The organism is Rhodococcus sp. NJ-530 (assembly GCF_003860625.1).
Taxonomy (GTDB): Bacteria; Actinomycetota; Actinomycetes; order Mycobacteriales; family Mycobacteriaceae; genus Rhodococcus_F; species Rhodococcus_F qingshengii.
This window is the reverse complement of sequence record NZ_CP034152.1, coordinates 4,446,641-4,468,691: the sequence shown is the minus strand read 5'-3', so window position 1 is coordinate 4,468,691 and position 22,051 is coordinate 4,446,641. Positions and strand designations below refer to the sequence as shown.

Genomic DNA, 22,051 nt, shown 5'->3' with positions numbered 1-22,051 from the left:
TCACCGATCGGTGACAGGCGCCCTTCCGTATGAGGGGGTTCTACAGGTTGCGAACCGTGTTGATACCGAGCGACATTCCGGCCAGCCCGCGCTGACGGACGGCCAACTTGTCGGCGATGTCCTTGAGTGCGATGGCTGCGGGTGAATCGGGAGCGCTGAGGACGATCGGCGTCCCGGCGTCGCCTGCCTCGCGGACGGACGGATCCAGCGGGATCTGTCCGAGAAGCGGAACCTTGGCGCCGACGGCCTTCGTGAGGCGATCGGAGACGGTCTGCCCGCCGCCTTCGCCGAAGACGTCCATACGGGTGCCGTCGGGAAGTTCGAGCCAGGACATGTTCTCGACGACGCCGGCGACGCGCTGGCGGGTCTGCAGGGCGATCGCGCCCGCGCGCTCGGCGACCTCGGCAGCAGCCTGCTGCGGTGTGGTGACGACCAGGATCTCGGCGCTCGGGATGAGCTGAGCCACCGAGATGGCGATGTCACCGGTGCCGGGCGGCAGATCGAGCAGCAGCACGTCCAGATCGCCCCAGAACACGTCGGCGAGGAACTGCTGGAGCGCGCGGTGCAGCATCGGTCCGCGCCAGACGACAGGTGTGTTGCCCTGGGTGAACTGCGCGATGGAGATCATCTTCACGTCGTGGGCGACGGGCGGCATGATCATGCGCTCGACCTGAGTGGGCTTGGCGTCGGTGCCGAGCATGCGGGGGATCGAGTGGCCGTAGATATCCGCGTCGAGTACACCCACGGACAGTCCGCGCGCGGCCATTGCTGCCGCGAGATTGACTGTCACGCTGGACTTTCCGACTCCGCCCTTACCGGAGGCCACGGCGTAGACGCGGGTGAGTGAACCTGGCTGGGCGAACGGGATGACGGGCTCGGCGGAATCGCCGCGAAGCGACTTGCGAAGCTCGGTTCGCTGAGCGTCGTCCATGACGTCGAGTTCGACGCGAATCGCACCGACCCCGGCGACGTCGGCGACGGCCTTGGTGACGCGTTCGGTGATCTCGGTGCGCATCGGGCAGCCGGCGGTCGTGAGATAGATGCCGATGTCGACGCTGTTGTCACTGGAGAGGGAGATCCCCTTGACCATCCCCAGTTCGGTGATGGGTTTGCGGATCTCTGGGTCCAGAACTCGCGCGAGCGCGGAGCGAACGTCGGACTCGGTCAGTACAGACATGACTCCATGGTAAGTCCAGGTAGGTCAGTGGATGCGCGGCAGGTCCGATGCGGCGGGCACGATGCCGGTGGAGTACCCGAGCGACCAGGCCAGAACGTTGGCGACGTAGGCGGCCGAGTTGTTGTAGCGGTGGATCGCGGAGGCAACCTGGGTGACGTCCTGCATGTTGAGTCCGCCGTCGCACAGGTACTTGCCGGTGGTCAGTGCGGAGTCGAAAAGGTTCTGCGGGTCGGCGATTCCGTCACCGTTGCCGTCACCGGCGTATTGGTTCCACGTGGACGGGATGAACTGCATCGGGCCGACTGCGCGGTCGTAGACGGTGTCGCCGTCGAGGGCGCCGCCGTCGGTGTCCATGATGACGGCCTGGCCGGGGAGGCTGCCGTTGAGTGGCAGGCCGATCACGGGCTTGTAGAGGTTGCCGTTCGCGTCGGCGTCCTTGCCGTCGTTGGCGTGGCCGGATTCGACGCGGCCGATACCGGCGAGGAGCGTCCAGTGCATGTTGCAGTTGGGCTTCTCGACGGCGAGGATCCGCTCGGCGTTCTGGTAGGCGGCGACGCTCACGCTCGGGATTCCGAGTGCTCCCTCGGCCATGGACGCGGGGAGCGGGGGAGTGGCCTGCACGGGAGCCAGCGGCGCGGGTTCCGGCGCGGGGGCGGGAGCCGGCTCGGCGATTGCTTCGACGGCGGGCAGAATCTGCGCCTGCGGCTCCTGCGTGGCTTGTGCGGCGGTGTCCACCGTTTCGGCGGAGCTGGTGTTGAAGAACGGGACCTTGGGAGCGGCGCCGGCCGTGTTGGCTGCGGTGACGAGTCCGATAGGGATGAGTCCGGTGAGCGCGATGACCGAATTTCGACGGATGTGCGAATCTGTCTTCTTGCTGTGCCGACCCACTGTTTATGCCTCCTGAACCTCCGCGAGGAGGTTTTCCGTTCAACTGACGGAGTCGAGGCTACCTGATTTGTTGCGTTTCCGTTATTCAACCGTGATCTAGAAGGGCAGTTTGGGGCATATGCACTGTTCTTTCGTGATTTTTCGGTTACAGAGCGGGCATGCCGGGCAGGCCTGGGAAGAACGGCACGAATGCCGGAGCCGGGGCCGGAGCGGGCTCCGGTGCGGGTGCGGGTGCCGGTGCCGGTGCGGGCTCCGGAGAGGGGGCGGCGGGTGGAGAGGATTCCGCGGGAGCCGCGTCGGTGGTGGCGGGTGCCGTGGCGGCCACTGCCATGCCCGGGATCGTGCACGGCAGAAGGATGCCGTCCTGCAAGGCGTCGAGGGCTGCGGGGTCCGGAAGGATCACACACATGTCGTCGGGCCAGCGCCATCCCTCGGCCGTCAGAATCGGCCACACGAGACCCCGTGAGGTGAGGACGGGGAGCGGGATGATCGGACCGGGAGCTGCGTTCCGGGCGGCGTTGGGTCCCGGAGCGGGGCTGGTCGGCATGACGCCCGGCGGGATCAGTGCCTGGATCTCGGGTGAGAGTGCAGGCATGTCCGGCAGACCCGGGAAGAGGGGAGTGGTGGTCGGGGTCGGCGTCGTCGACGCTGATTCCTTGTCGCCGGCCGCCGGATCGGTAGCCGCAGCCGCGGCGAGTACGGCCGAAGCGGCGGAGTCTGCCGAGGCGGCGGCGTTGATCGCGGAGCTTCCGGTGTTGATGCCCGAGGTGTACGGCAGCTGACCGGAAGGAATGACACCGTTCTTGTATGCCGTCGACCACATGATCACGTTTGCTGCGTAAGCGGCCGAGTTGTTGTATCGCAGAACAGCTTTGGTCTCCTGGGCGACATCGCGCAGGTTGAGTCCGCCGCTGCAGAGGTACTTCGCTGCCGAGAGTGCCGCATCGAAGACGTTGTTGGGGTCCTTGATTCCGTCCCCGTTGCCGTCGCTGGCATATCCGGCCCAGGTGGCCGGAATGAACTGCATCGGCCCGACGGCGCGGTCGTGAGTGGGGTCGCCGTCGATTGCGCCCTTGTCGGTGTCCCGAATGACTTCGTTGCCTGCCAGCCGTCCGTCGAGGACGGGGCCGAGGATCGGGGTGACCGTCGTACCCACCGAGGTCGTCTTGCCGCCGTTGGCGTGACCGGATTCGATGCGTCCGATGCCGGCCAGAAGATGCCAGGGGATTCCGCATCCCGGTGCCTCGGTCATCATCACCAGCTCCGCGGAGCGGTACGCGTTCAGGACGATCTCGGGGATGCCCAGAGAGGTGAGGACGACGGCCGCAGCGTTAGGCGCTGCCGGGGCGCCGGCGACCGTATCGCTGGGCGGGGCCGATCTTTGCGTTCGGACCGTGCGGGGCGTCGGGAGGAAGTCGACAGAGTCCGGCTGCGCAATCGAGGCGGAGCCCGCCAGTGCGATCGGAACCTGTGACCCTCCGGTCGGTGCGCTTCCGGCAGTGAGGGCCGCTGGACCTGTGACGACGAGCAGTCCCCCCACCAGTGTGGATGCTGCAATCATTCCGCGTACTCGCACGATTCCCCTTTGCTGGCGCTCCCGCTCCGGAGTACCCACCGTGATATCCATATTGCTGTGACTTACGTTACATATCGGTCACGGTGCGTGCAGCAAAACTCAGCGAACGCTCAGCTAGTTGTGACTTTGTTTCGCAGTATTCGAGTCACGGTGCTTCTTCTTCGGGGTCGGTTCGCCGTCGGCAGCAAGGATCGACTTGATCTCCTCGAGCTCCCGTCGCAGGTAGTCGCGGGTGGCAACCTCGCCGACGGCGATACGCAGAGCTGCGAGTTCTCGGGCGAGGAATTCGGTATCCGCCTTGGTTTGCTCGGCGCGTGAGCGGTCCTCCTCGAGCGAGACCCGGTCGCGGTTCTCCTGACGGTTCTGGGCCAGCAGGATCAGCGGCGCCGCGTAGGCGGCCTGGGTGGAGAAGGCCAGGTTGAGCAGGATGAACGGGTACGGGTCCCACTGCAGGGCCACCGCGAACACGTTGATCAGGATCCAGACGATCACGATGATCGTCTGGATTGCGAGATAACGCCCGGTGCCGAGGAAGCGGGCGATGCGTTCACTGACGCGCCCGACAGCTTCGACGTCGAAATCGAGATTGAACCGGCGGCTTCCGCGAGGCGTTTCCAGTCGTTGCCGTGCAGTCGTGCTCGACGCCCGTTCGCTCATCGGAGTAGTTCCTCGTCGTCGGAGTAATCCTCACGCCAGTCTTCCGGCAGGAGGTGATCGAGCACGTCGTCGACCGTCACGGCCCCGATCAGGTGGTTCTCGTCGTCCACGACCGGCCCGCATACCAAGTTGTACGTCGCGAAATATCGGGTGACCGACGCCAACGAGTCGTCCGGGGCCAACCGGGGCATGTCGGTGTCGAGTAGTCCGCCTACCAGGCTGGCGGGAGGCTCGCGGAGAAGCTTCTGCAAGTGGACGCAGCCGAGATACCGCCCGGTCGGAGTCGCCGTCGGCGGACGTACGACGAAGACCATGCTCGACAGCGCCGGGGTCACGTCGTAGTTGCGGGCGCGGGCAAGGGCCTCCGCGACCGTCGTCGAGGCCGTCAGTACCACCGGTTCGGGCGTCATCAGACCACCGGCAGTGTCCGGGGAATGCTCGAGCAGGCGTCGAACAGGTTCGGAATCCTGCGGGTCCATCAACTGAAGCAGTGACTCGGCCTCGGTTTCGGGCAGCTCGCCCAACAGGTCGGCGGCGTCGTCGGGATCCATCGCTTCGAGTAGATCGGCGGCGCGTTCGACTTCCAGGTGCATCAGCAGATCGGTCTGGTCGTCCGCCGGCAGCTCCTGCACGACGTCGGCGAGGCGTTCGTCGTCGAGCGCCACGGCCAGTTCGTGGCGGCGCTTCTCCGGCAGTTCGCGCATGGCGTTGGCCACATCGGCGGGTCGCATGCCTTCGTACTGGAGAAGCAGGTGAGCTACGCCCTGGCCGGGGAGTGAGAGATCGCTCTGGGTGAGGCCGGCGACGTGCTGCCAGTCGACGATGTGAATAGCCGCGCGTCGACCGAGGCGTCCGCGATGGCCGCGAACCGCGACCTTGGAGACCACCCAGTCTCGCGTCCGCGTCGATTCGATTCCGAGATCGACGACTATCGTGTCGACGCCGTGAAGCTCCTCGAGTTCCGGGTCGTCCACGCGCACATGCGAATCGAGTACCTGCGCCAGAGCGAGTACTTCGCCCGGGCGCTGGTTGAAGCGCCGCAGACTGACGTTACCGGTGGTGAGGGTGACTGCACTCGGTTCGATGGCTGTCACACGCAACATCGGAACGAAAATGCGTTTGCGCGTGAACATTTCGATCACCAGACCGAGAACCCGCGGTTGCTGGCGTCCGATGCGGACCGTGATGACGACGTCGCGCACACGACCGATCGATTCGCCGTCCGGGCCGAGTACAACCAGGCCGGCAAGCCTGGCTGCAAATACCTTGCCTGCTGCTGCCATGATTGCAAGGCTAATTCGTCCAGCGCCAAAATCTGCAACGGCGCCACCGAAAATCGAGAAGGGCAGTCCGCAATGACTTCACGCAACCGTTCCCGTCGATCGGTATTGGCAGTTCCCGGCAGCAGTCGGAAGATGATCGACAAGGCGAAGGGATTGCCCGCCGACGAGATCTTTCTCGACCTCGAAGATGCGGTGGCGCCGCTGGCGAAGCAGGCGGCCAGGGAGTCGATCGGCGACGCGTTGGCCGAGGACGGGTGGGGCAAACAGGTCAAGGTCGTCCGGGTCAACGACTGGACCACCGAATGGACGTATGCCGACGTCGTGGAGGTGGTGGGCCGCGCCGGAGCGCATCTGGACGCCATTTTGCTGCCCAAGGTTCCCGATGCGAGTCACGTCCAGGCGCTCGATTTGTTGTTGACGCAGGTCGAGAAGGCCAACGGTCTCGAGGTCGGCAGGATCGGGATCGAACCGCAGATCGAGAACGCGATCGGCTTGACCAACATCGACGCGATCGCCACCGCGAGTCCCCGCGTCGAGGCGCTCGTGTTCGGCCCGGCCGACTTCATGGCGAGCTTGAACATGAGAACTCTGGTCGTCGGTGAGCAACCGGACGGCTACGACCGCGGTGACGCGTATCATCACATCCTGATGACCATCTTGATGGCCGCGCGGGCGCACGGCGTCCAGGCCATCGACGGGCCGTACCTGCAGATCCGCGACGTCGAGGCTTTCACTCGGTCGGCTGCGCGAACGGCAGCGCTCGGTTTCGACGGCAAGTGGGTTCTGCACCCCACGCAGATCGAGGCGGCCAACGAGGTGTTCAGTCCGCGCCAATCCGACTACGACCGTGCGGAACTCATCTTGGACGCGTACGCGTTCCACACCTCGGCTGCCGGGGGAGGGCGGGGCGCCGTCATGCTCGGCGACGAGATGATCGACGAGGCGAGTCGCAAGATGGCACTGGTGATTTCGGCCAAGGGCCGCGCCGCGGGGATGACGCGCACCTCGGAATTCACGCCGCCCGAACACGCCTGACGCTCGCATAGCCGAACGAATCAGGTCTGTAAAGGGCACAATAGGGGGTAGATGTACTTGCGTCATCCGCGTGGATGACGTGCCCGAAAAGAGGAGCGCAGCCAGCCATGTCCAATCCGCTCGGTCAATCGTCGAATGGGTCGCGCCGTGGAGCGTTGCCGACACCGCCTTCGGGATGGCCCATCGGGTCGTACCCCACCTACGCCGAGGCGCAGCGCGCAGTCGATTACCTCTCCGATCAGGAATTCCCGGTTCAGGACGTCACGATCGTCGGCGTGAACCTGATGCAGGTCGAGCGAGTTCTCGGTCGGTTGACGTGGGCCAAGGTGATCGGTGGCGGCATCGTCTCCGGTGCTTGGCTCGGTGTCTTCTTCGGCCTGGTGCTCGGAATCGTCACCGGTGGTTTCCTCGCTCCGCTGATCGCGGGCATCGTGGGCGGCATCATCTTCGGTGTCATCTCCACGACGATTCCGTACGCCGCGACGCGTGGGCAGCGGGACTTCGCCTCGACGATGCAGTTGGTCGCCGGACGTTACGACGTACTGTGTGAGCCCAAGACGGCGGAGTCGGCGCGCGACCTGCTCGCCAAGCTCGCCATCTGACATTCTCGCTCGGGCTGCCAACTTGTGTGATCTCGGTTACTTTATGTACACGCGGGCGAGGTAGTACTCGCTTCCCGTGACCGTTTGCCGGACAAGGAAATAGGTCCCTTCTCCGGCAAAAGTGCCGATGTGTGGTGCGTCGGCCAGCCGTAACGACTGCGCCGTCTCGCCGCCCGAGGAGGACGGCTGTGCAGAACAAGAGATCGCGGGCGGGGCAGAACGAGAGATCGCGGGCGGGACAGAAGAAGAAATTGCGGGCGGGGCTGCTCGGCGCGGCAACATTGTTGTTGGCGCCCTTGCTCAGTGCGTGCGGATCGGACAATGACGACGGCGTGGTGCTGTCCTTCTACACCGCCGCCGACGGCGCCGAGCAGTATGCGGAGGCCGCCGCCAATTGTTCGGCGGCGTCGAACGGCGCGTACCGGGTCGAGCAGAAAACTCTGCCCAAGGGTGCCGACGACCAGCGACTTCAGTTGGCCCGGCGTCTGACCGGCAATGACAAGTCACTCGATCTGATGACGCTCGACGTGGTGTGGACTGCCGAATTCGCCGAAGCGGGATGGGCATTGCCGCTTCCTGACGACGTGGCGGCCGAGGTCAGCAACGGGACGCTCGAGGGTCCGCTGGAGTCGGCGAAGTGGCAGGACCAGCTCTATGCGGCGCCATTGAACACCAACACCCAATTGCTCTGGTATCGAAAGGATTTGATGCCGGACGGGCAACCACCCCAAACCTGGGATCAGATGATCGACATCTCCGAAGGCCTGGCCGCGGAGGGGCGCCCCAGCTGGATCGGTGTGCAGGGCAAGCAGTACGAAGGATTGATGGTCTGGTTCAACACCCTTCTCGCCAGTGCCGGCGGATCGGTGGTGGGGCCGGACGGAACAACCGTGACGGTGGCCGACGGTGATGCTGCCCAGCAGGCGCTGACCGTCATGAAGCGCGTCGCTACCGCCAAGGGTGCGGATCCCTCGATCTCGCAGGGGGATGAAGCGTCGTCGCGACTGGGTATGGAGAGCGGCAAATCTGCCTTCCAGGTCAACTGGCCGTTCGTGCTGCCCGGCATCATGGAGAATGCCGAGAAGGGCGATCTGCCGTACATCGACGACAAGGGCAACGTCACCAGTGAGAACACCGGAAACACGGTGCTCACGGTGAACGGAGAACGGAATTTCCTTGCCGCTCCGTATCCCTCGGTGATCGAGGGTAAGCCGGCCGAGGTCACGATCGGCGGCTTCAACGTAGCGGTGGCCAAGACCAGTCAGCATCCGGACCTCGCTTTCGAGGCGCTCACCTGTCTGCGTAACGAGGAGAATCAGCGCAACAACGCGGTAGCCGGTGGCGTTCCGCCGACTCTCGAGAGCCTGTACGACGACCCGGCGTTCCAGGAGGCGTACCCGGCGTGGCGTGAGGTTCGCGACAGCCTGGACACCGCTTCGGTTCGGCCGGTTTCTCCTGCCTATCAGAGTATTTCGACGCTCATCACTGCCACGCTGAACCCTGTGGGAAACATCGATCCGGAATCGACCGTGAACGATCTTGCCGAGCAGGTACGCAAGGCAGTCAATTCCGAGGGGCTGATTCCGTGACGATCGACAGCGAAAATTCGGGAGCTGCACCAACAGTCGCGACGGCGTCGCCGGAGCCGAAGCACTCCGCGAAAACGAAGATATCCGACGGAAAGGCGGCCGAGCGTCGCCTCGGTCTCTGGCTGGTGGCCCCGGCCGCGATTCTCATGATCGCGGTGACCGCATATCCGGTGGTCTACGCCGTCTGGCTGAGTTTGCAGCGCTACGACCTGCGCTTCCCGGATCAACGAAAGTTCGTGTGGTTCGACAACTACGTGTCGGTGCTGACCGACGGTTACTGGTGGCAAGCGTTCGCGGTGACGACGTCGATCACGGTTGTCTCGGTCGTCATCGAGTTCGTTCTCGGACTGACCATCGCACTGGTGATGCACCGAACGATCGTGGGTAAGGGGCTCGTCCGCACCGTTGTGCTCATCCCGTACGGCATCGTCACCGTCGCGGCGGCATACAGCTGGTACTACGCGTGGACGCCGGGGACCGGCTACCTCGCCAATCTCCTGCCCGACGGCAGTGCGCCGCTCACCGACCAGATCCCGTCGCTCGCGATCATCGTCCTTGCCGAGGTCTGGAAGACGACGCCGTTCATGGCGCTGCTCCTGCTCGCCGGCTTGGCGCTCGTGCCCGATGACCTTCTCAAGGCGGCTCAGGTGGACGGCGCCGGCGCGTGGACCCGGTTGGTACGCATCATCCTTCCGCTGATGAAGCCCGCCATCCTCGTCGCTCTGCTGTTCCGCACACTCGACGCATTCCGCATCTTCGACAACATCTACGTGCTCACGAAGGGAGCGAACGACACCGGGTCGGTGTCGATTCTGGGTTACGACAATCTGTTCAAGGCATTCAACTTGGGCATCGGATCCGCGATCAGCGTGTTGATCTTCGTGTGTGTGGCCGTGATCGCGTTCATCTTCATCAAACTTTTCGGTGCTTCGGCTCCCGGATCCGATACGGAAGGACGCTGACATGACCGTGACTCCCAGACTCAAGATCAGCTGGTCCGTCGTCAACCTTCTGGTCTTGCTGTACGCGCTGGTTCCCGTCCTGTGGATTGCGAGCCTGTCATTCAAACCGGCCGGAACGATCAAGGACGGCAAGTTCATTCCGGAGAAGTGGACCCTGGACAACTACCGAGGAATCTTCGACACCAGCGCCTTCACCAGTGCTCTGATCAACTCCATCGGCATCGGACTCATCTCGACGGTCATCGCCGTGGTGATCGGAACCATGGCTGCTTACGCGATTGCGCGCCTGGATTTTCCGGGCAAGAAGCTGCTGGTGGCTGTTGCCCTGCTGATCGCGATGTTCCCGCAGATTTCATTGGTGAGCCCGCTGTTCGACATCGAACGACGGCTCGGACTCTTCGACACCTGGGCCGGACTCATCCTGCCGTACATCACCTTTGCGTTGCCGTTGGCGATCTACACGCTCTCGGCATTCTTCAAAGAGATTCCTTGGGAACTCGAGAAGGCGGCGCAGATGGACGGCGCGACGCCGGGGCAGGCGTTCCGGAAGGTGGTGGCTCCACTGGCCGCGCCCGGCATCGTCACGGCGGGCATTCTGGTGTTCATCTTCTGCTGGAACGATCTGTTGTTCGCGATTTCGCTGACGTCGACCGAACGCTCCATCACCGCCCCTGCGGCCATCGCAAACTTCACCGGCGCTTCACAATTCGAGGAGCCCACCGGGTCGATCGCCGCGGCCGCCATGGTCATCACCATTCCGATCATCATCTTTGTTCTGTTCTTCCAACGTCGTATCGTGGCCGGGCTTACTTCCGGCGCAGTGAAGGGATAAGCCTGTGGCCGAGATCGTGCTGGACAAGGTGACCAAGCTGTACCCGGACGGAGCCAAGGCGGTCAGTGATGTCGACATCACCATCGCCGACGGAGAATTCATCATTCTCGTGGGCCCGTCCGGTTGTGGAAAATCCACGACTCTCAACATGATTGCCGGGCTGGAAGACATTTCGACCGGTGAGTTGCGGATCGCGGGTGAACGCGTCAACGAACGCGCCCCCAAGGACCGCGACATCGCGATGGTCTTCCAGTCGTATGCGCTGTATCCGCACATGACGGTGCGTCAGAACATCGCTTTCCCACTGACATTGGCGAAGATGTCCAAGGACGAGATCAACGCCAAGGTCGACGACGCTGCGCGGGTCCTCGACCTCACCCAGCATCTCGATCGCAAACCGGCGAACCTGTCGGGCGGTCAGCGTCAGCGTGTCGCGATGGGACGCGCAATCGTGCGCAGCCCGAAGGCGTTTCTCATGGACGAGCCGCTTTCCAACCTGGACGCCAAACTGCGCGTGCAGATGAGGACGGAGATCGCCCGTCTGCAGCAGCGACTCGGTACGACAACGATTTACGTGACCCACGACCAGACCGAGGCGATGACGCTCGGCGATCGGGTAGTCGTGCTGCGCGGCGGAATCGTGCAACAGATCGGTGCGCCGCAGGAACTCTACGATCGTCCGAACAATCTGTTCGTGGCGGGATTCATCGGGTCCCCGTCCATGAACTTCTTCCCCGGACAGTTGACGGCGGACGGTGTGAGCACGCCGATCGGCGATGTTCGCCTGCCCGCGGCGGCGCAGTCGAAGATCTCGGGCAGCGGTTCGGGCAAGGACGTGGTGGTCGGTATCAGACCGGAGCATTTCGAGGACGTGGCGCTGGTCGATGCAGCGCAGAAGCCGCACGGCGGGACGTTCACCGTCGACGTCGACGTGCTGGAATCGATGGGTTCGGACAAGTACGCGTATTTCCTCGCTGGTGGCCCCGCCGTCAACTCTCGTGAACTCGAGGAACTCGCTGCCGATTCGGGAACGGCCGTCGCTGGTGGAGGTCAACTGGTTGCCAGGCTCTCGTCCGAGTCCACGGTGGCCCAGGGCAGGTCTGTCGATCTCTGGTTCGATCCCGCCAAGATCGCGGTGTTCGACGGCGGTACGGGAGCCAATCTGCTGCTGTGACCTTTACCCGGGCAAGGTGACCGAATACGTCGCGCCCCAGGGGAGCGGTACCTGTTCGGGGCCGGGCGCTGCATCGGCTGGTTCGGGTAGGGGGACCAGGCGGCCGAATTGTTCGTGATGGGTGGAGGCCGGGGTTGCTTGCGCTGTCCCGGCCACCACGGCGATCGGCGCCGCTGCCAGGGCGCCGGCGACGGCAAATCGAGTGGCGATGCGGCGCTTGCTTGCTCGGGTCGAGATCATGAGCACTCCTGCGTGGTTTCGAGGTTCGGTGAATGCTGTGCCATTCACGGTATTGCGGGTTGATTGTGAAATCTCGTGTGCGAAGCTCATTCACAGGGAACTGGGATGGGCGGCACAGGAGGACAGATGAACGAATCCTCGGTACGAACCGAGCACCTGCCCGGCGGCCCGGACCTCGAACGGATCCTGCGCGAACACGCCTACCGCGGTGCGTACCTCCAACTGACGGTGCGCGGCGCTCTGGTGCTGTTCATCGCCCTGACACTGATTTTCGTCCCGCCGATGAACGACGCGGGATGGTGTTTCGCGATTCTGGGCACCTATGCCCTCTGGTCGGCAGCCGTCGCTCTGTGGATCCGCAAAGGCGGCACCGGCCCGGTGACGATGATCTGGCTCGGCTTGTTCGTCGACCTTGCCGTGCTCGCAACTCTGACATTGCTGACCGGTCTCGCGGCCGAGCAGAGTTGGACCGCCGACATCTTGAGCAACGGGCTCTTCGTCATTCCGGTTCTTGCGTGTACGCAACTGCGGACGGACGTGTGTGTCGGCGTCGTTGCCTGCACGATCGGGGTGTTCTTCGTTTCCAGTTGGGCAACGATGACTTCGAACTCCGAGCCGTGGCCGTCGATCCTGCTGAGCACCATGGCCTTGGCCGGAGTAGGCGCGGGCGCAATCGGACTGACTCGGATTCAAAGATCACGCGTGCTGACCATCGGGCACCTCGTCGGGCATCGCACGAGCCTTCTTGCCGAGCTCATGGGGCTCGAGCAGCGTGAGCGCACGGAACTGTCGGAGCAATTACACGACGGGGCGCTGCAGTACGTCCTCGCGGCGCGGATGGATCTCGACGAATTGGCAGACAGCGCGGAGCCTGTCGCCCTGGCGCGAGCTGGGAAAGCGCTCGGTGAAGCGACAACGCTGTTGAGATCCTCCGTCTCGGAGTTGCATCCCACTGTCCTTGTTCACGTGGGTCTTGCCCGCGCAATCGGGGACCTCGCGCGATCGGCGCAGGGACGCGGCGGAGTGGTGGTCGACGTCGACACTTCGGGCTGGAACGACGATCTGCGCACGTCCGCGGACGACGTCCTGTTCGGCGCCGCCCGAGAGCTCCTTGGCAATGTCGTCAAACATGCCGGCGCGCACAATGTTCGGATCGAGCTCGCACGGCTGGACCACCGTGCGGTGCTGGTGGTCTCGGACGACGGCCGGGGGATCAGCGCCGATCGGATTGCCGAACGACGGGCTGCCGGGCACATCGGACTGCTCTCGCACGAACTGCGTGTGGTTGCCGCGGGTGGCTCGTTCTCGGTCGGACCGGGTGAAGAGTCCGGAACCCTCGCGCGAGTCGAGATACCGTTCGAGATCGTCACCGCCACTGACCACGATCGTTGAGGAGTTGTCGATGGCTGCACTGATCACCGATCGCGAGCTCAACCTGGCGACTCTGGCGCGGCAGTTCCTGCTGCGGAGGGCCGAGGTCAGTGCGTTGGATGCGATCGAGCACCTGGCAGGTCTGCAGGCCCAGGCGCCGAACCCGCCCTACCTGGCGCTGTGGGCGCGGCTGAAGAACTTTGCGGCAGAAGACTTCTCCACCCTTGTCGAGAAGCGCCAGGTGGTGCGGCTGGTTGCCATGCGGGGCACGGTCTTTGCCCTCTCGGCTGCGGATGCGGGCCCATTCCGGGCCACGGTTCAGACGATCATGGAACGCGATCTCCACACCAACAGCACTCAGCGTGCTGCGCTCACCGGGTTGGATCTCGACGCGCTGGCGCGGGCGGGGCGCGAATTGGTAGCGGACGGGCCGCTCACTCAGATGCAGATGAGACCGATACTGGCAGAGCGCTTTCCCGGTCACGCGGCCGAGGGACTGGCGCACGGAGTTCGAGGACTTCTGCCGATGGTGCAGGTCCCACCGCGAGGCCTGTGGGGACGATCCGGAGTACCGGCACTGACGACCTTGGAGAATTGGCTTGGCACGGAAGTGAGTTCATCGCCGGATCCGGATGCGATGGTGCTTCGTTATCTGGCGGCCTTCGGGCCCGCCAGTGTGAAAGATGCGCAAGCGTGGTCAGGGCTCACGAGACTCGCCGAAGTCTTCGAGAGGCTACGTCCCGGCTTGATCACCTTTGTCAACGCGAAAGGGGCCGAGGTGTTCGACCTGCCGGACGCGCCACGACCGACCTCCGGAACACCGCCGGTCAGAATCCTTGCTCCGTTCGACAACATCCTGCTCTCGCACGCCGACCGCTCGCGAATCATGGACGAGCAGTACCGAACTCGCGTCTTCACCGTCAACGGCATCATCAAGCCCGCCATCCTGGTGCGCGGAAAGGTGGTGGGATTCGCGACGGTGACGCCGGACAAGGAGACAGTCGAATTGGGCGCGACTCTGTTTGCGCAGCAACCGAAGACCGCGCTCGCATCCATCGAGAAGGAAGCGCGTGCGTTGCTGAAATTCATGCACCCGAAGATCCCGAACCGAGAGGTGCGCTTCACTGCATCTACGTAGCGGGCTTGTGCTTTCGGGGTGCTCGATCGCGCAGTTCGGCCACGATCTCGTCGTTCCACATGTGACGCCGCACCAGTCGGTACCGCTCCCGGGCGATCCACAAGTAGGCCTCGGCGTCGGTGTGCTCGGGCAACATGTCAGCACCCCGCAGCATTCGCACGACGGGCAGAAACTCCTCGCCGAACCAGCGGCGGGCGACGGTGTCTCGGCCGAGGAACTCACCCTTCTCCTGCATGAGCCGAAAACCCCACGCCTCCACACACTCACTGAGTTCGGCGTACTCCCACGGGTCGGTGACCTGGACGGCTTCGCGTTGTGAACCCTGCAGCGGAACGCGGGTGAGGAAGAGTCGACGATGATCCTTGATGAGCAGATCAGCGCGCTGAGTGATGCCTTCCGGCGAGATACGCGTGATGATCTCGGTGACGTACGCGTCGATTGTCTGCTGGTGCATCGCACACGCAATGGACACTCGGTGGTGCCCGTCGATCACGAAATGCATGGAGCCGACGCGATACAACTGAACAGGTGGTACCGATTCGCCGCGTCGTTGCGCCACCGCAAGTCGCTCCCAACGAGCGCGCGAGTGAGTGGACGTCGGACGGAAGTACCTGTCGAAATCACCTGTGCGGTCGACACTTCCGACGATCGATTCGATGGTGACGACCTGCAGCCCCAGAGACTTCTCGCCGACCTTGCCCAGAGCTGCGACAACCTCGTCGAACGGCAGGATCGCGTTGACGTCGTCGGGTTCGCGTCGTAGCCAACTGACCAGACGTGCCACGTCGGCACGTCGACGCTGACGAGCGAAGTCGTTTTCCGCGTCGGCTGTGGGAAATCCGGTGTCACGAGCCATGTCGGCGCCTCACGATCGTCGGCGGAGTACCTGGGGAAATCTCCATCAGCGTGAAGCCGACGGTATTGAGCACGATAGTCCGGCCTACCTCCAGATCGAGAGGGGTTCGCCCGTGCGGGTGGATGTGCCCGTGGACCATCACCGTCGGATCGAGGTTGTGAATCAAAGGCGTGAAGCATTCGAACCCTCGATGTGGCCGATCCTCGGCGTCGCCGACACCGCGAGCGGGACTGTGGGTGAGCAGCACATCCACGCCCGCCCGGCCGCCGGGAAGCCGCGATTGCCAGGCGTTTCGCCAGGCGAGCGAGCGAGCGCGTCGGCTCTGCTGGCGCTCGGACCATTGATTGGGACCCGTGTTGTATCGGATGGAACCACCGAGGCCCGCGATCCGCAGACCGGCGACGGTCACGATGCGTCCGTCGGCGTTGACTGCGCCGGTAGGCCCCGGCCACTGCGCAGGCATCCCGGCCCGCGTCCAACCCGATCTCTTGTTCGAATATCCGGACAGATCGGCGTCGTGGTTTCCGGGAACGAACACGCAAGGCGCATTCAGTTGGTCAGACAGGTACTCCAGATACGCAAACGGCAGATCGCCCGCGCCCAGGATCACGTCGACTCCGAGTGAACGAACTTGACTGCTCCACAGGAATTCGACGGTCTCGTCGCTGACAGCGAGAACGGAGACCATTTCGACGACGCTACCGCCACCGCGAGGTATCTGCGCTGCGAACCTCGCGGGCACGGTGTTTAGATGGACGAGTGTCAGACAGCGTCGTATCTTCCGTCCGGGCCCATCTCGTCAGCAGCATCGAGGGGCCGGACCCCACCGCGGCCTCAGTGACGTTCCTTGGTGTCGAACCGCTGGACGTGCTGCGTTTCGAATCACCCGACGGCCTGGTCCGCTACGTCACACTGGGGTGCTCGCGTCATCCGATGGGCGACCCCAACGAACTGGTCGCAGACCCCACACGCGGACCCCGCGCCGAGTTGGTACTCACGCTGCGCGGTGGCACCGGTGTGGCGTCAGGTGTGGCCAGGACGCTCGCGGTGCTGGCCGCGGCGCCGTCCGTCGAAGGCGTCGTGCTGCTCGAGGACGCACTGTTGGACCTGGGCGAGCCGCTGTGGAAGGACACTGCGTTCACGGCGGTGCTTCTCGGTGACAGCGGGATCGAAGACCTGACGCTGCCGGAGCCGTTCGACCCGGTGCGCTTCCTTGGTGTGGTCCCCCTGACCGGTACCGAAGCCGCCTGGGTGCGTCTGCGCGGCGCGGAGGCACTGAGGGAAGCGTGGACCGAGGCGGGGATCGACATCCGCGATCCGCACCGTTCCGCTGCCTCGCTCTAGCTGCGCTGGCGCTTTGTCCGTCAGATCATTCGGCGTGCACGAGGATGTCCGCCAAGTTCTCGAGACTTACCCGAACCGTCCGTGAAAATGCTTTCGTGACGATCGGGTCGGCCATCTTGCCGAATACTCCTCCCAGGCCGCTTTCGCTGTCGAGTCGGTAGGTGACCCGAGTGCCGTCACCGACTTCTTCGCAGGTCGTGGTCTGCGAGAAGCTGACCGGACTTTCGACGGACGTCGATTTCGACGATCTCGGTGGGTCGTACTCGGTGAATTCGGATGTCCACTCGAGACGCTTGCCCAGGATTCGCGAGACACCGTGCCAGCGGCTTCCCACGCCCATCGGGCCGTCGGTGATCTGTTTGCACTCGACCATCGAATTCTCCCAGTTGGGCCAGTTCTCGGCGACGGCGATGTACTCCCAGACGTCCTTGGGTGGCAACGCGATCTCCACGGATTGCTCGACTGTAGGCATGGTTGCTCCTCCACTTCTCCTTGGATCTGAATTTGCTTGTCGCAAAATGGATTTCGGGAACGGAATGAAAATGCGTACCCGTATCCATTGTCCGCCTGCGACGGTGGCAAGTACAGGGAGTCAGCGTGCGAGGTTCACAGCCAGTTGTTGCGACGGAAGAGAAAGAACAAGCCGACACACACCGACGCGATGAGGAACAGGATGGACTGATAGCCGTACTTGTAACCGAGTTCCGGCATGTTCTCGAAGTTCATCCCGTAGATACCGGCAACGCCGGTCGGCACGGCGGCGATAGCGACCCACGCGGAGATCTTGCGCATGTCGGTGTTTTGCTGCACCGCGATCTTCGCGAGTGCGGCGTCGACCAGCGAACTCAACACCTCGTCGTATTCCGAGATACGTTCGGCCACGATCGTGTGGTGATCTCGTACGTCACGGAAGTATCGCCGGATCTCCTTCGGGACGAGGCCGCCCGCGGGCTGGGTCAGCTGGAGCAGTGGCAATCCGAGTGGAGTGACCGAGCGTCGTAGTTCGACGATTTCACGTTTGAGCAGGTAGATGTGCTCGACGGCAACGGTGTTCCGCGGGTTGAACACCAACTCTTCCATGCTGTCGACGTCCTGTTCGACGAGTTGGATGACGGAGAGATAGCTGTCTACGACGTGGTCGGTGATCGCGTGCAACACCGCGAACGGGCCCATGGTGAGGCGCTCGGGGTTCTGCTCGAGTGACTTGCGCACGCTTGCCAGTTCGGAGTGATCCCCGTGCCGGACGGTCACCACGAAGTCGGGGCCGACGAACACCATGATCTCGCCGGTTTCGACGATCTCGCTCGCCGTCGCGACGGACTCGTGCGGCACGTAGACGACCGTGCGCAGCACCAGGAACATGACGTCGTCGTAGCGTTCGAGTTTCGGGCGCTCGTGTGCATGGACGGCATCCTCGACCATCAGCTCGTGGAGTCCGAAAGTTGCTGCGACATCTTGCATCTGACCTTCGTCGGGAGCGTGCATGCCCACCCAGACGAACGCGTTGTCGCGACTACGAACCTCGGCCAACGCAGCGCGGTGCGTGTACTTGCCCGGCAACCGCACGCCGTCCACGTAGACCGCGCAGTCGACGATCGCGCGGGCTGCCGGAACGGGGATCTTGGGCGCATCGGCTTGCGTCGATTTGCCGTTCGACCAATTCGGCAGTGACGGCATGGTTGGCACGCTCGCTCCTTCTCGGTCTGTAATGCAGGGGAACGGCACTACAGCGACACCTGATCGAATTGCGCTGCCGCTGCGGCGTAATCGTACGTCAGCTTCCGGCTCGCCCACCGGAGCGCGATGAAGTTGCCGATTGCTGACACACTGGAACAGTGCGAATAGACCTTCACACCCACTCCAACGCATCGGACGGCACCGACACCCCGGCTGCCCTCATGCGCGCCGCAGCCGACGCCGGACTCGACGTCGTCGCCATCACCGATCACGACACGACTTCGGGCTGGGCCGAGGCGGCGCAGGCCTTGCCGGCCGGCGTCAGCCTGGTTCGTGGAATGGAGATGTCGTGTGAAGGTCGGGGTGAGCGTGGCTGGCCGGTCGCTGTACATCTGCTTGCGTACCTGTTCGATCCGACGCACCCCGAATTCGCAAAAGAACGTGAGCGACTGCGCGCCGAACGCGTCGAACGTATCCGGGTGATGACGACCATGATGGCGCGTGACGGTCTGCCCGTCGATCCCGATCAGATCCTCGCCGACGCCGGTCCGTCCGTCGGACGCCCGCACGTCGCAGCGGCCCTGATGCGAGCGGGAGTGGTGTCGAGCATCAGTGAGGCTTTCTCCGACCTGTTGTCCAGTCGAGGACGATACGACGTTCCCAAGTACGACACTCCGCTCGAGTACGCCGTCGAACTGGTGGCAGCCGCCGGGGGAGTGACCGTCCTGGCGCATGGACGGGCCCGTTCGCGCGGCGGATTGCTTGCGCTCGACCACATCCGCGATCTGGCCGATCTGGGTCTCGGGGGTCTCGAAGTCGATCACCCGGACCATCGCAGCGACGATCGTGACGTCCTGCGCCGCCTGGCTGTCGACCTCGGTTTGGCAGTCACCGGATCCTCTGACTACCACGGCGAGAACAAGACGATCGGACTCGGCGACGAGCTCACGGACGAAGCCGAGTTCGACAAACTCGTCTCGGCCGCCACCGGCGTGGAGGTACTGGGGCGCTGATGCTCGACACCACGCTCTACCTCACCGTGTTCATCACGCTGTTCGTGATCATGGACCCGCCCGGAGTCATCCCGGTGTTCTTGTCACTCGTCGGACGTAAAAGCCGTGAAGATCGCAATCGAGCGGCATGGCAGGCCCCCGCCGTCTCCCTGGCGGTCATCTCGGTCTTTGCCATCGGGGGTCAGGCGATCCTCAACTACCTCCACATCGGCATTCCGGCGTTGCAGGGCGCCGGCGGACTACTCCTGCTTCTCATCGCACTCGAACTGCTGACCGGCAAGGCCTCCAACCGTCCGCAGGGAGCCGACGACGTCAACGTCGCACTCGTTCCTCTGGGAACGCCGATGATGGCCGGTCCCGGTGCGATAGCAGCCGTCATCGTCTTTGTCGCCCAGGCCGACGGTGAAGCGGCGTCGTATCTGGCGATCGCGTTGGCGATTCTGTCCATCCACCTCGTGCTGTTCGTGGTCCTGCGCTTCTCGACCGCACTGATCCGGATACTGGGCGAGGGCGGCATCAGTCTGCTGGCACGCATCGCCGGTCTTCTGCTCGCCGCCATCGCGGTTCAACTCATTGCGGAATCAGTCCGCGGATTCGTCGCGGGAGCGTAAGAGATGACATACGACGACAGGTACGACCGGAACGACAGGTACGAGGACGACTACCAGTACCAGGAATATCAGGACTATCAGTATGAAGACGATTACGACTATCCCGCCGACAAACGACAATGGCTGCTGGTCCGCGCTCTACGCGCCCTGAGTGGCACCGTGGCGGCCGGAATCGTGGTCTTGACACTCGTGATCATCGGTTCGGCATATCTGGGCGGCAACCGCGGATTCCCGGGTCCGGGAACAACGTCGATCACCGCGCACATTGCGGCCTCGGTGGTTGCTCTGGCCGCGCAGATCTGGTGCGACCGCAGGCGGGGTATCGCGGCGGTTGCCGGATCGGTGGTCGTGCTCGTGGTGGCGGGGCTGTTGTTGGTGACGCAGTGGTGGGGATGACTGGGTGGGGATGACGGTTCGGTTTCGAGTGTGGTGAGGAATCCGACCGCTTGGAGGATTTGATTGTGATCCGACTCTGGTGGCAAACTGGAGTTACTTCGAGGCGGCGCCACAGCCCGGCCCCGAAGTGCAGGTTTCGTCAGAATTTCTCCCGAAACCTAGATTGCATGGATACGCCAGGGCTCACCCGCCCCACACCATGACGCTTCGGATGTATTGCGGCCCACTTTCTCGCGCACGCCGAATGCTCTTCTTCTCAGTAGTCGTTCGCGGAAGAAATGATCTCTGACCGTTGTGAACGTAGTTTCGCAGCGGTCTGAAGGATTACTTCCCAGTAACCCAGCCCCGCTTGAGGCTGGACTAATCAGGAGTGTCATCGTGTCCCTCGTGACTGAAGCCATCAACGTACCCAAGGTCGAGTTGACCGACGAAGAAATCTTTGCCGCTCACGTCGGTGGCAAGCTCTCGGTCGAGACCACAGCACCGCTCGATACGCAGCGGGCCCTCTCGATCGCCTACACGCCGGGTGTTGCTCAGGTGAGCCGCGCCATCGCTGCAGACGAAACCCTCGCCGATCGATACACGTGGACCAACCGACTCGTCGTCGTGGTCAGCGACGGCACCGCGGTTCTCGGACTCGGCGACATCGGCCCCCGCGCGTCGCTGCCCGTCATGGAGGGCAAGTCGGCACTGTTCAAGAACTTTGCCGGACTGAACTCCATTCCGCTGGTTCTCGACACCAAGGACCCCGACGAGATCGTCGAGACACTCATCCGACTGCGTCCGAGCTTCGGCGCGGTCAACCTCGAGGACATCTCGGCGCCGCGTTGCTTCGAGATCGAGAAGCGCGTCATCGAAGCTCTCGACTGCCCCGTCATGCACGACGATCAGCACGGAACCGCCATCGTGGTCCTCGCGGCACTCAAGGGCGCCGTGAAGGTCCAGAGCCGCGACATCACCACACTCAAGGTCGTCATCTCCGGCGCCGGCGCTGCGGGTGTTGCCTGCGCGAACATCCTGCTCGCCGCCGGAATCAGCGACGTCATCGTGCTGGACTCGAAGGGCATCATCTCGGGTGAGCGCAGCGACCTCAACGACGTGAAGGCAGAACTCGCGGCCCGCACCAATCCCCGTGACCTGCATGGTGGTGCCATCGAGGCTCTCGAAGGTGCCGATGTGTTCCTCGGTGTCTCGGCGGGCAAGATCCCCGAGGAGCTCATCGCTTCGATGGCTCCCGAGTCGATCGTGTTCGCACTCTCCAACCCGGACCCGGAGATTCACCCCGAAACCGCGTCGAAGTACGCGGCGATCGTGGCGACGGGCCGTAGTGATTTCCCGAACCAGATCAACAACGTTCTTGCCTTCCCCGGTGTCTTCAAGGGCGCGCTCGACGCCGGCGCCCGTCGCATCACCGAAGGTATGAAGCTCGCTGCCGCCGAGGCAATCCTGTCGGTGGTCGGCGACGAGTTGGCGGCGGACAAAATCGTCCCCAGCCCACTCGACCCTCGCGTGGCACCCGCAGTAGCGGAAGCCGTCGCGGCCGCAGCGCATGCTGAGGGCGTGACCAGCTAAGAGGGACTACGAAAGCCCCGATCGGAACCCGCACACAAGGTTCCGATCGGGGCTTTTT

The 22,051-nt window shown here is 63.7% G+C and carries 23 protein-coding genes; 13 read left to right on the top strand and 10 right to left on the bottom strand.

Annotation, left to right across the window (positions count from 1 at the left end; genetic code table 11):
- Positions 1–40 precede the first annotated feature (40 nt).
- The 5 genes from EHW12_RS20625 to EHW12_RS20605 all read right to left on the bottom strand — a co-directional run bounded on the left by EHW12_RS20625 (position 41) and on the right by EHW12_RS20605 (position 5,581).
- A complete protein-coding gene (locus tag EHW12_RS20625; RefSeq protein ID WP_003945178.1) occupies positions 41–1,177 on the bottom strand; it encodes an Mrp/NBP35 family ATP-binding protein in 1,137 nt (378 codons plus the stop codon).
- A gap of 24 nt (positions 1,178–1,201) precedes the next feature.
- Positions 1,202–2,065: a lytic murein transglycosylase gene (locus EHW12_RS20620; protein WP_003945171.1), complete on the bottom strand. Its 864-nt coding sequence runs from the start codon at positions 2,063–2,065 to the stop codon at positions 1,202–1,204.
- Between the two features lie 145 nt (positions 2,066–2,210).
- Positions 2,211–3,680, bottom strand: a complete 1,470-nt coding sequence (locus tag EHW12_RS20615) for a lytic murein transglycosylase (protein WP_223304678.1) — start codon at positions 3,678–3,680, stop codon at positions 2,211–2,213.
- Positions 3,681–3,755: 75 nt separating this feature from the next.
- The gene (locus EHW12_RS20610; RefSeq protein WP_003945067.1) at positions 3,756–4,298 is read right to left on the bottom strand and encodes a DUF1003 domain-containing protein; all 543 of its coding nucleotides are present in this window, start codon (positions 4,296–4,298) and stop codon (positions 3,756–3,758) included.
- The gene (locus EHW12_RS20605; RefSeq protein ID WP_003945077.1) at positions 4,295–5,581 is read right to left on the bottom strand and encodes a CBS domain-containing protein; all 1,287 of its coding nucleotides are present in this window, start codon (positions 5,579–5,581) and stop codon (positions 4,295–4,297) included. The genes EHW12_RS20610 and EHW12_RS20605 overlap by 4 nt, the downstream gene beginning before the upstream one ends.
- Positions 5,582–5,653: 72 nt before the next feature.
- Between EHW12_RS20605 and EHW12_RS20600 the strand changes: the two genes are divergently transcribed.
- From EHW12_RS20600 to ugpC, 6 genes are all read left to right on the top strand, one after another.
- The gene (locus EHW12_RS20600) at positions 5,654–6,616 is read left to right on the top strand and encodes a CoA ester lyase (protein WP_003945087.1); all 963 of its coding nucleotides are present in this window, start codon (positions 5,654–5,656) and stop codon (positions 6,614–6,616) included.
- 107 nt (positions 6,617–6,723) lie between these two features.
- On the top strand, positions 6,724–7,218 hold the full coding sequence (locus tag EHW12_RS20595) for a general stress protein (RefSeq protein ID WP_003945065.1): 495 nt from the start codon (positions 6,724–6,726) through the stop codon (positions 7,216–7,218).
- 251 nt (positions 7,219–7,469) lie between these two features.
- Positions 7,470–8,807: an ABC transporter substrate-binding protein gene (locus EHW12_RS20590; RefSeq protein ID WP_037131899.1), complete on the top strand. Its 1,338-nt coding sequence runs from the start codon at positions 7,470–7,472 to the stop codon at positions 8,805–8,807.
- On the top strand, positions 8,804–9,769 hold the full coding sequence (locus tag EHW12_RS20585) for a sugar ABC transporter permease (protein WP_058037429.1): 966 nt from the start codon (positions 8,804–8,806) through the stop codon (positions 9,767–9,769). Before EHW12_RS20590 ends, EHW12_RS20585 begins: the two co-directional genes overlap by 4 nt.
- A gap of 1 nt (position 9,770) precedes the next feature.
- Positions 9,771–10,601 (top strand): carbohydrate ABC transporter permease, encoded by an 831-nt coding sequence (locus tag EHW12_RS20580; RefSeq protein WP_003945075.1) that lies wholly within the window; start codon positions 9,771–9,773, stop codon positions 10,599–10,601.
- A gap of 4 nt (positions 10,602–10,605) precedes the next feature.
- On the top strand, positions 10,606–11,775 hold the full coding sequence (gene ugpC, locus EHW12_RS20575; RefSeq protein ID WP_003945069.1) for a sn-glycerol-3-phosphate ABC transporter ATP-binding protein UgpC: 1,170 nt from the start codon (positions 10,606–10,608) through the stop codon (positions 11,773–11,775).
- 3 nt (positions 11,776–11,778) lie between these two features.
- Here ugpC and EHW12_RS20570 read toward each other — a convergent pair whose 3' ends face one another.
- Complete coding sequence (locus EHW12_RS20570; RefSeq protein ID WP_207624637.1) at positions 11,779–12,015, bottom strand: hypothetical protein; 237 nt, start codon at positions 12,013–12,015, stop codon at positions 11,779–11,781.
- Positions 12,016–12,141: 126 nt separating this feature from the next.
- On the opposite strand from EHW12_RS20570, the gene EHW12_RS20565 reads away from it, so the two are divergent.
- Both EHW12_RS20565 and EHW12_RS20560 read left to right on the top strand, forming a co-directional pair.
- Positions 12,142–13,407: an ATP-binding protein gene (locus EHW12_RS20565; protein ID WP_125051620.1), complete on the top strand. Its 1,266-nt coding sequence runs from the start codon at positions 12,142–12,144 to the stop codon at positions 13,405–13,407.
- A 10-nt stretch (positions 13,408–13,417) separates the two neighbouring features.
- Positions 13,418–14,524, top strand: a complete 1,107-nt coding sequence (locus tag EHW12_RS20560) for a winged helix DNA-binding domain-containing protein (RefSeq protein ID WP_125051618.1) — start codon at positions 13,418–13,420, stop codon at positions 14,522–14,524.
- Here EHW12_RS20560 and EHW12_RS20555 read toward each other — a convergent pair.
- Both EHW12_RS20555 and EHW12_RS20550 read right to left on the bottom strand, forming a co-directional pair.
- Complete coding sequence (locus tag EHW12_RS20555; RefSeq protein WP_125051616.1) at positions 14,517–15,380, bottom strand: chromosome partitioning protein ParB; 864 nt, start codon at positions 15,378–15,380, stop codon at positions 14,517–14,519. The two genes, EHW12_RS20560 and EHW12_RS20555, sit on opposite strands and share 8 nt — an antisense overlap.
- Positions 15,370–16,068: a metallophosphoesterase gene (locus tag EHW12_RS20550; RefSeq protein WP_042450375.1), complete on the bottom strand. Its 699-nt coding sequence runs from the start codon at positions 16,066–16,068 to the stop codon at positions 15,370–15,372. Before EHW12_RS20550 ends, EHW12_RS20555 begins: the two co-directional genes overlap by 11 nt.
- Before the next feature lie 71 nt (positions 16,069–16,139).
- Here EHW12_RS20550 and EHW12_RS20545 point away from each other — a divergent pair, with 71 nt between their 5' ends.
- On the top strand, positions 16,140–16,724 hold the full coding sequence (locus tag EHW12_RS20545) for a suppressor of fused domain protein (protein ID WP_007736116.1): 585 nt from the start codon (positions 16,140–16,142) through the stop codon (positions 16,722–16,724).
- Positions 16,725–16,749: 25 nt separating this feature from the next.
- On the opposite strand, the gene EHW12_RS20540 is transcribed toward EHW12_RS20545, so the two are convergent.
- Both EHW12_RS20540 and EHW12_RS20535 read right to left on the bottom strand, forming a co-directional pair.
- A complete protein-coding gene (locus tag EHW12_RS20540) occupies positions 16,750–17,196 on the bottom strand; it encodes an SRPBCC family protein (protein WP_007736117.1) in 447 nt (148 codons plus the stop codon).
- Positions 17,197–17,330: 134 nt separating this feature from the next.
- Positions 17,331–18,401: a magnesium and cobalt transport protein CorA gene (locus EHW12_RS20535; protein ID WP_007736118.1), complete on the bottom strand. Its 1,071-nt coding sequence runs from the start codon at positions 18,399–18,401 to the stop codon at positions 17,331–17,333.
- Positions 18,402–18,559: 158 nt separating this feature from the next.
- Between EHW12_RS20535 and EHW12_RS20530 the strand changes: the two genes are divergently transcribed.
- The 4 genes from EHW12_RS20530 to EHW12_RS20515 all read left to right on the top strand — a co-directional run bounded on the left by EHW12_RS20530 (position 18,560) and on the right by EHW12_RS20515 (position 21,993).
- Positions 18,560–19,414, top strand: a complete 855-nt coding sequence (locus tag EHW12_RS20530) for a PHP domain-containing protein (RefSeq protein ID WP_042923377.1) — start codon at positions 18,560–18,562, stop codon at positions 19,412–19,414.
- A complete protein-coding gene (locus EHW12_RS20525) occupies positions 19,414–20,025 on the top strand; it encodes a MarC family protein (RefSeq protein WP_003945093.1) in 612 nt (203 codons plus the stop codon). The genes EHW12_RS20530 and EHW12_RS20525 overlap by 1 nt, the downstream gene beginning before the upstream one ends.
- A 3-nt stretch (positions 20,026–20,028) precedes the next feature.
- On the top strand, positions 20,029–20,421 hold the full coding sequence (locus EHW12_RS20520; RefSeq protein ID WP_007736120.1) for a hypothetical protein: 393 nt from the start codon (positions 20,029–20,031) through the stop codon (positions 20,419–20,421).
- Positions 20,422–20,799: 378 nt separating this feature from the next.
- Positions 20,800–21,993, top strand: a complete 1,194-nt coding sequence (locus EHW12_RS20515) for an NADP-dependent malic enzyme (RefSeq protein WP_003945072.1) — start codon at positions 20,800–20,802, stop codon at positions 21,991–21,993.
- Positions 21,994–22,051: the final 58 nt, after the last annotated feature.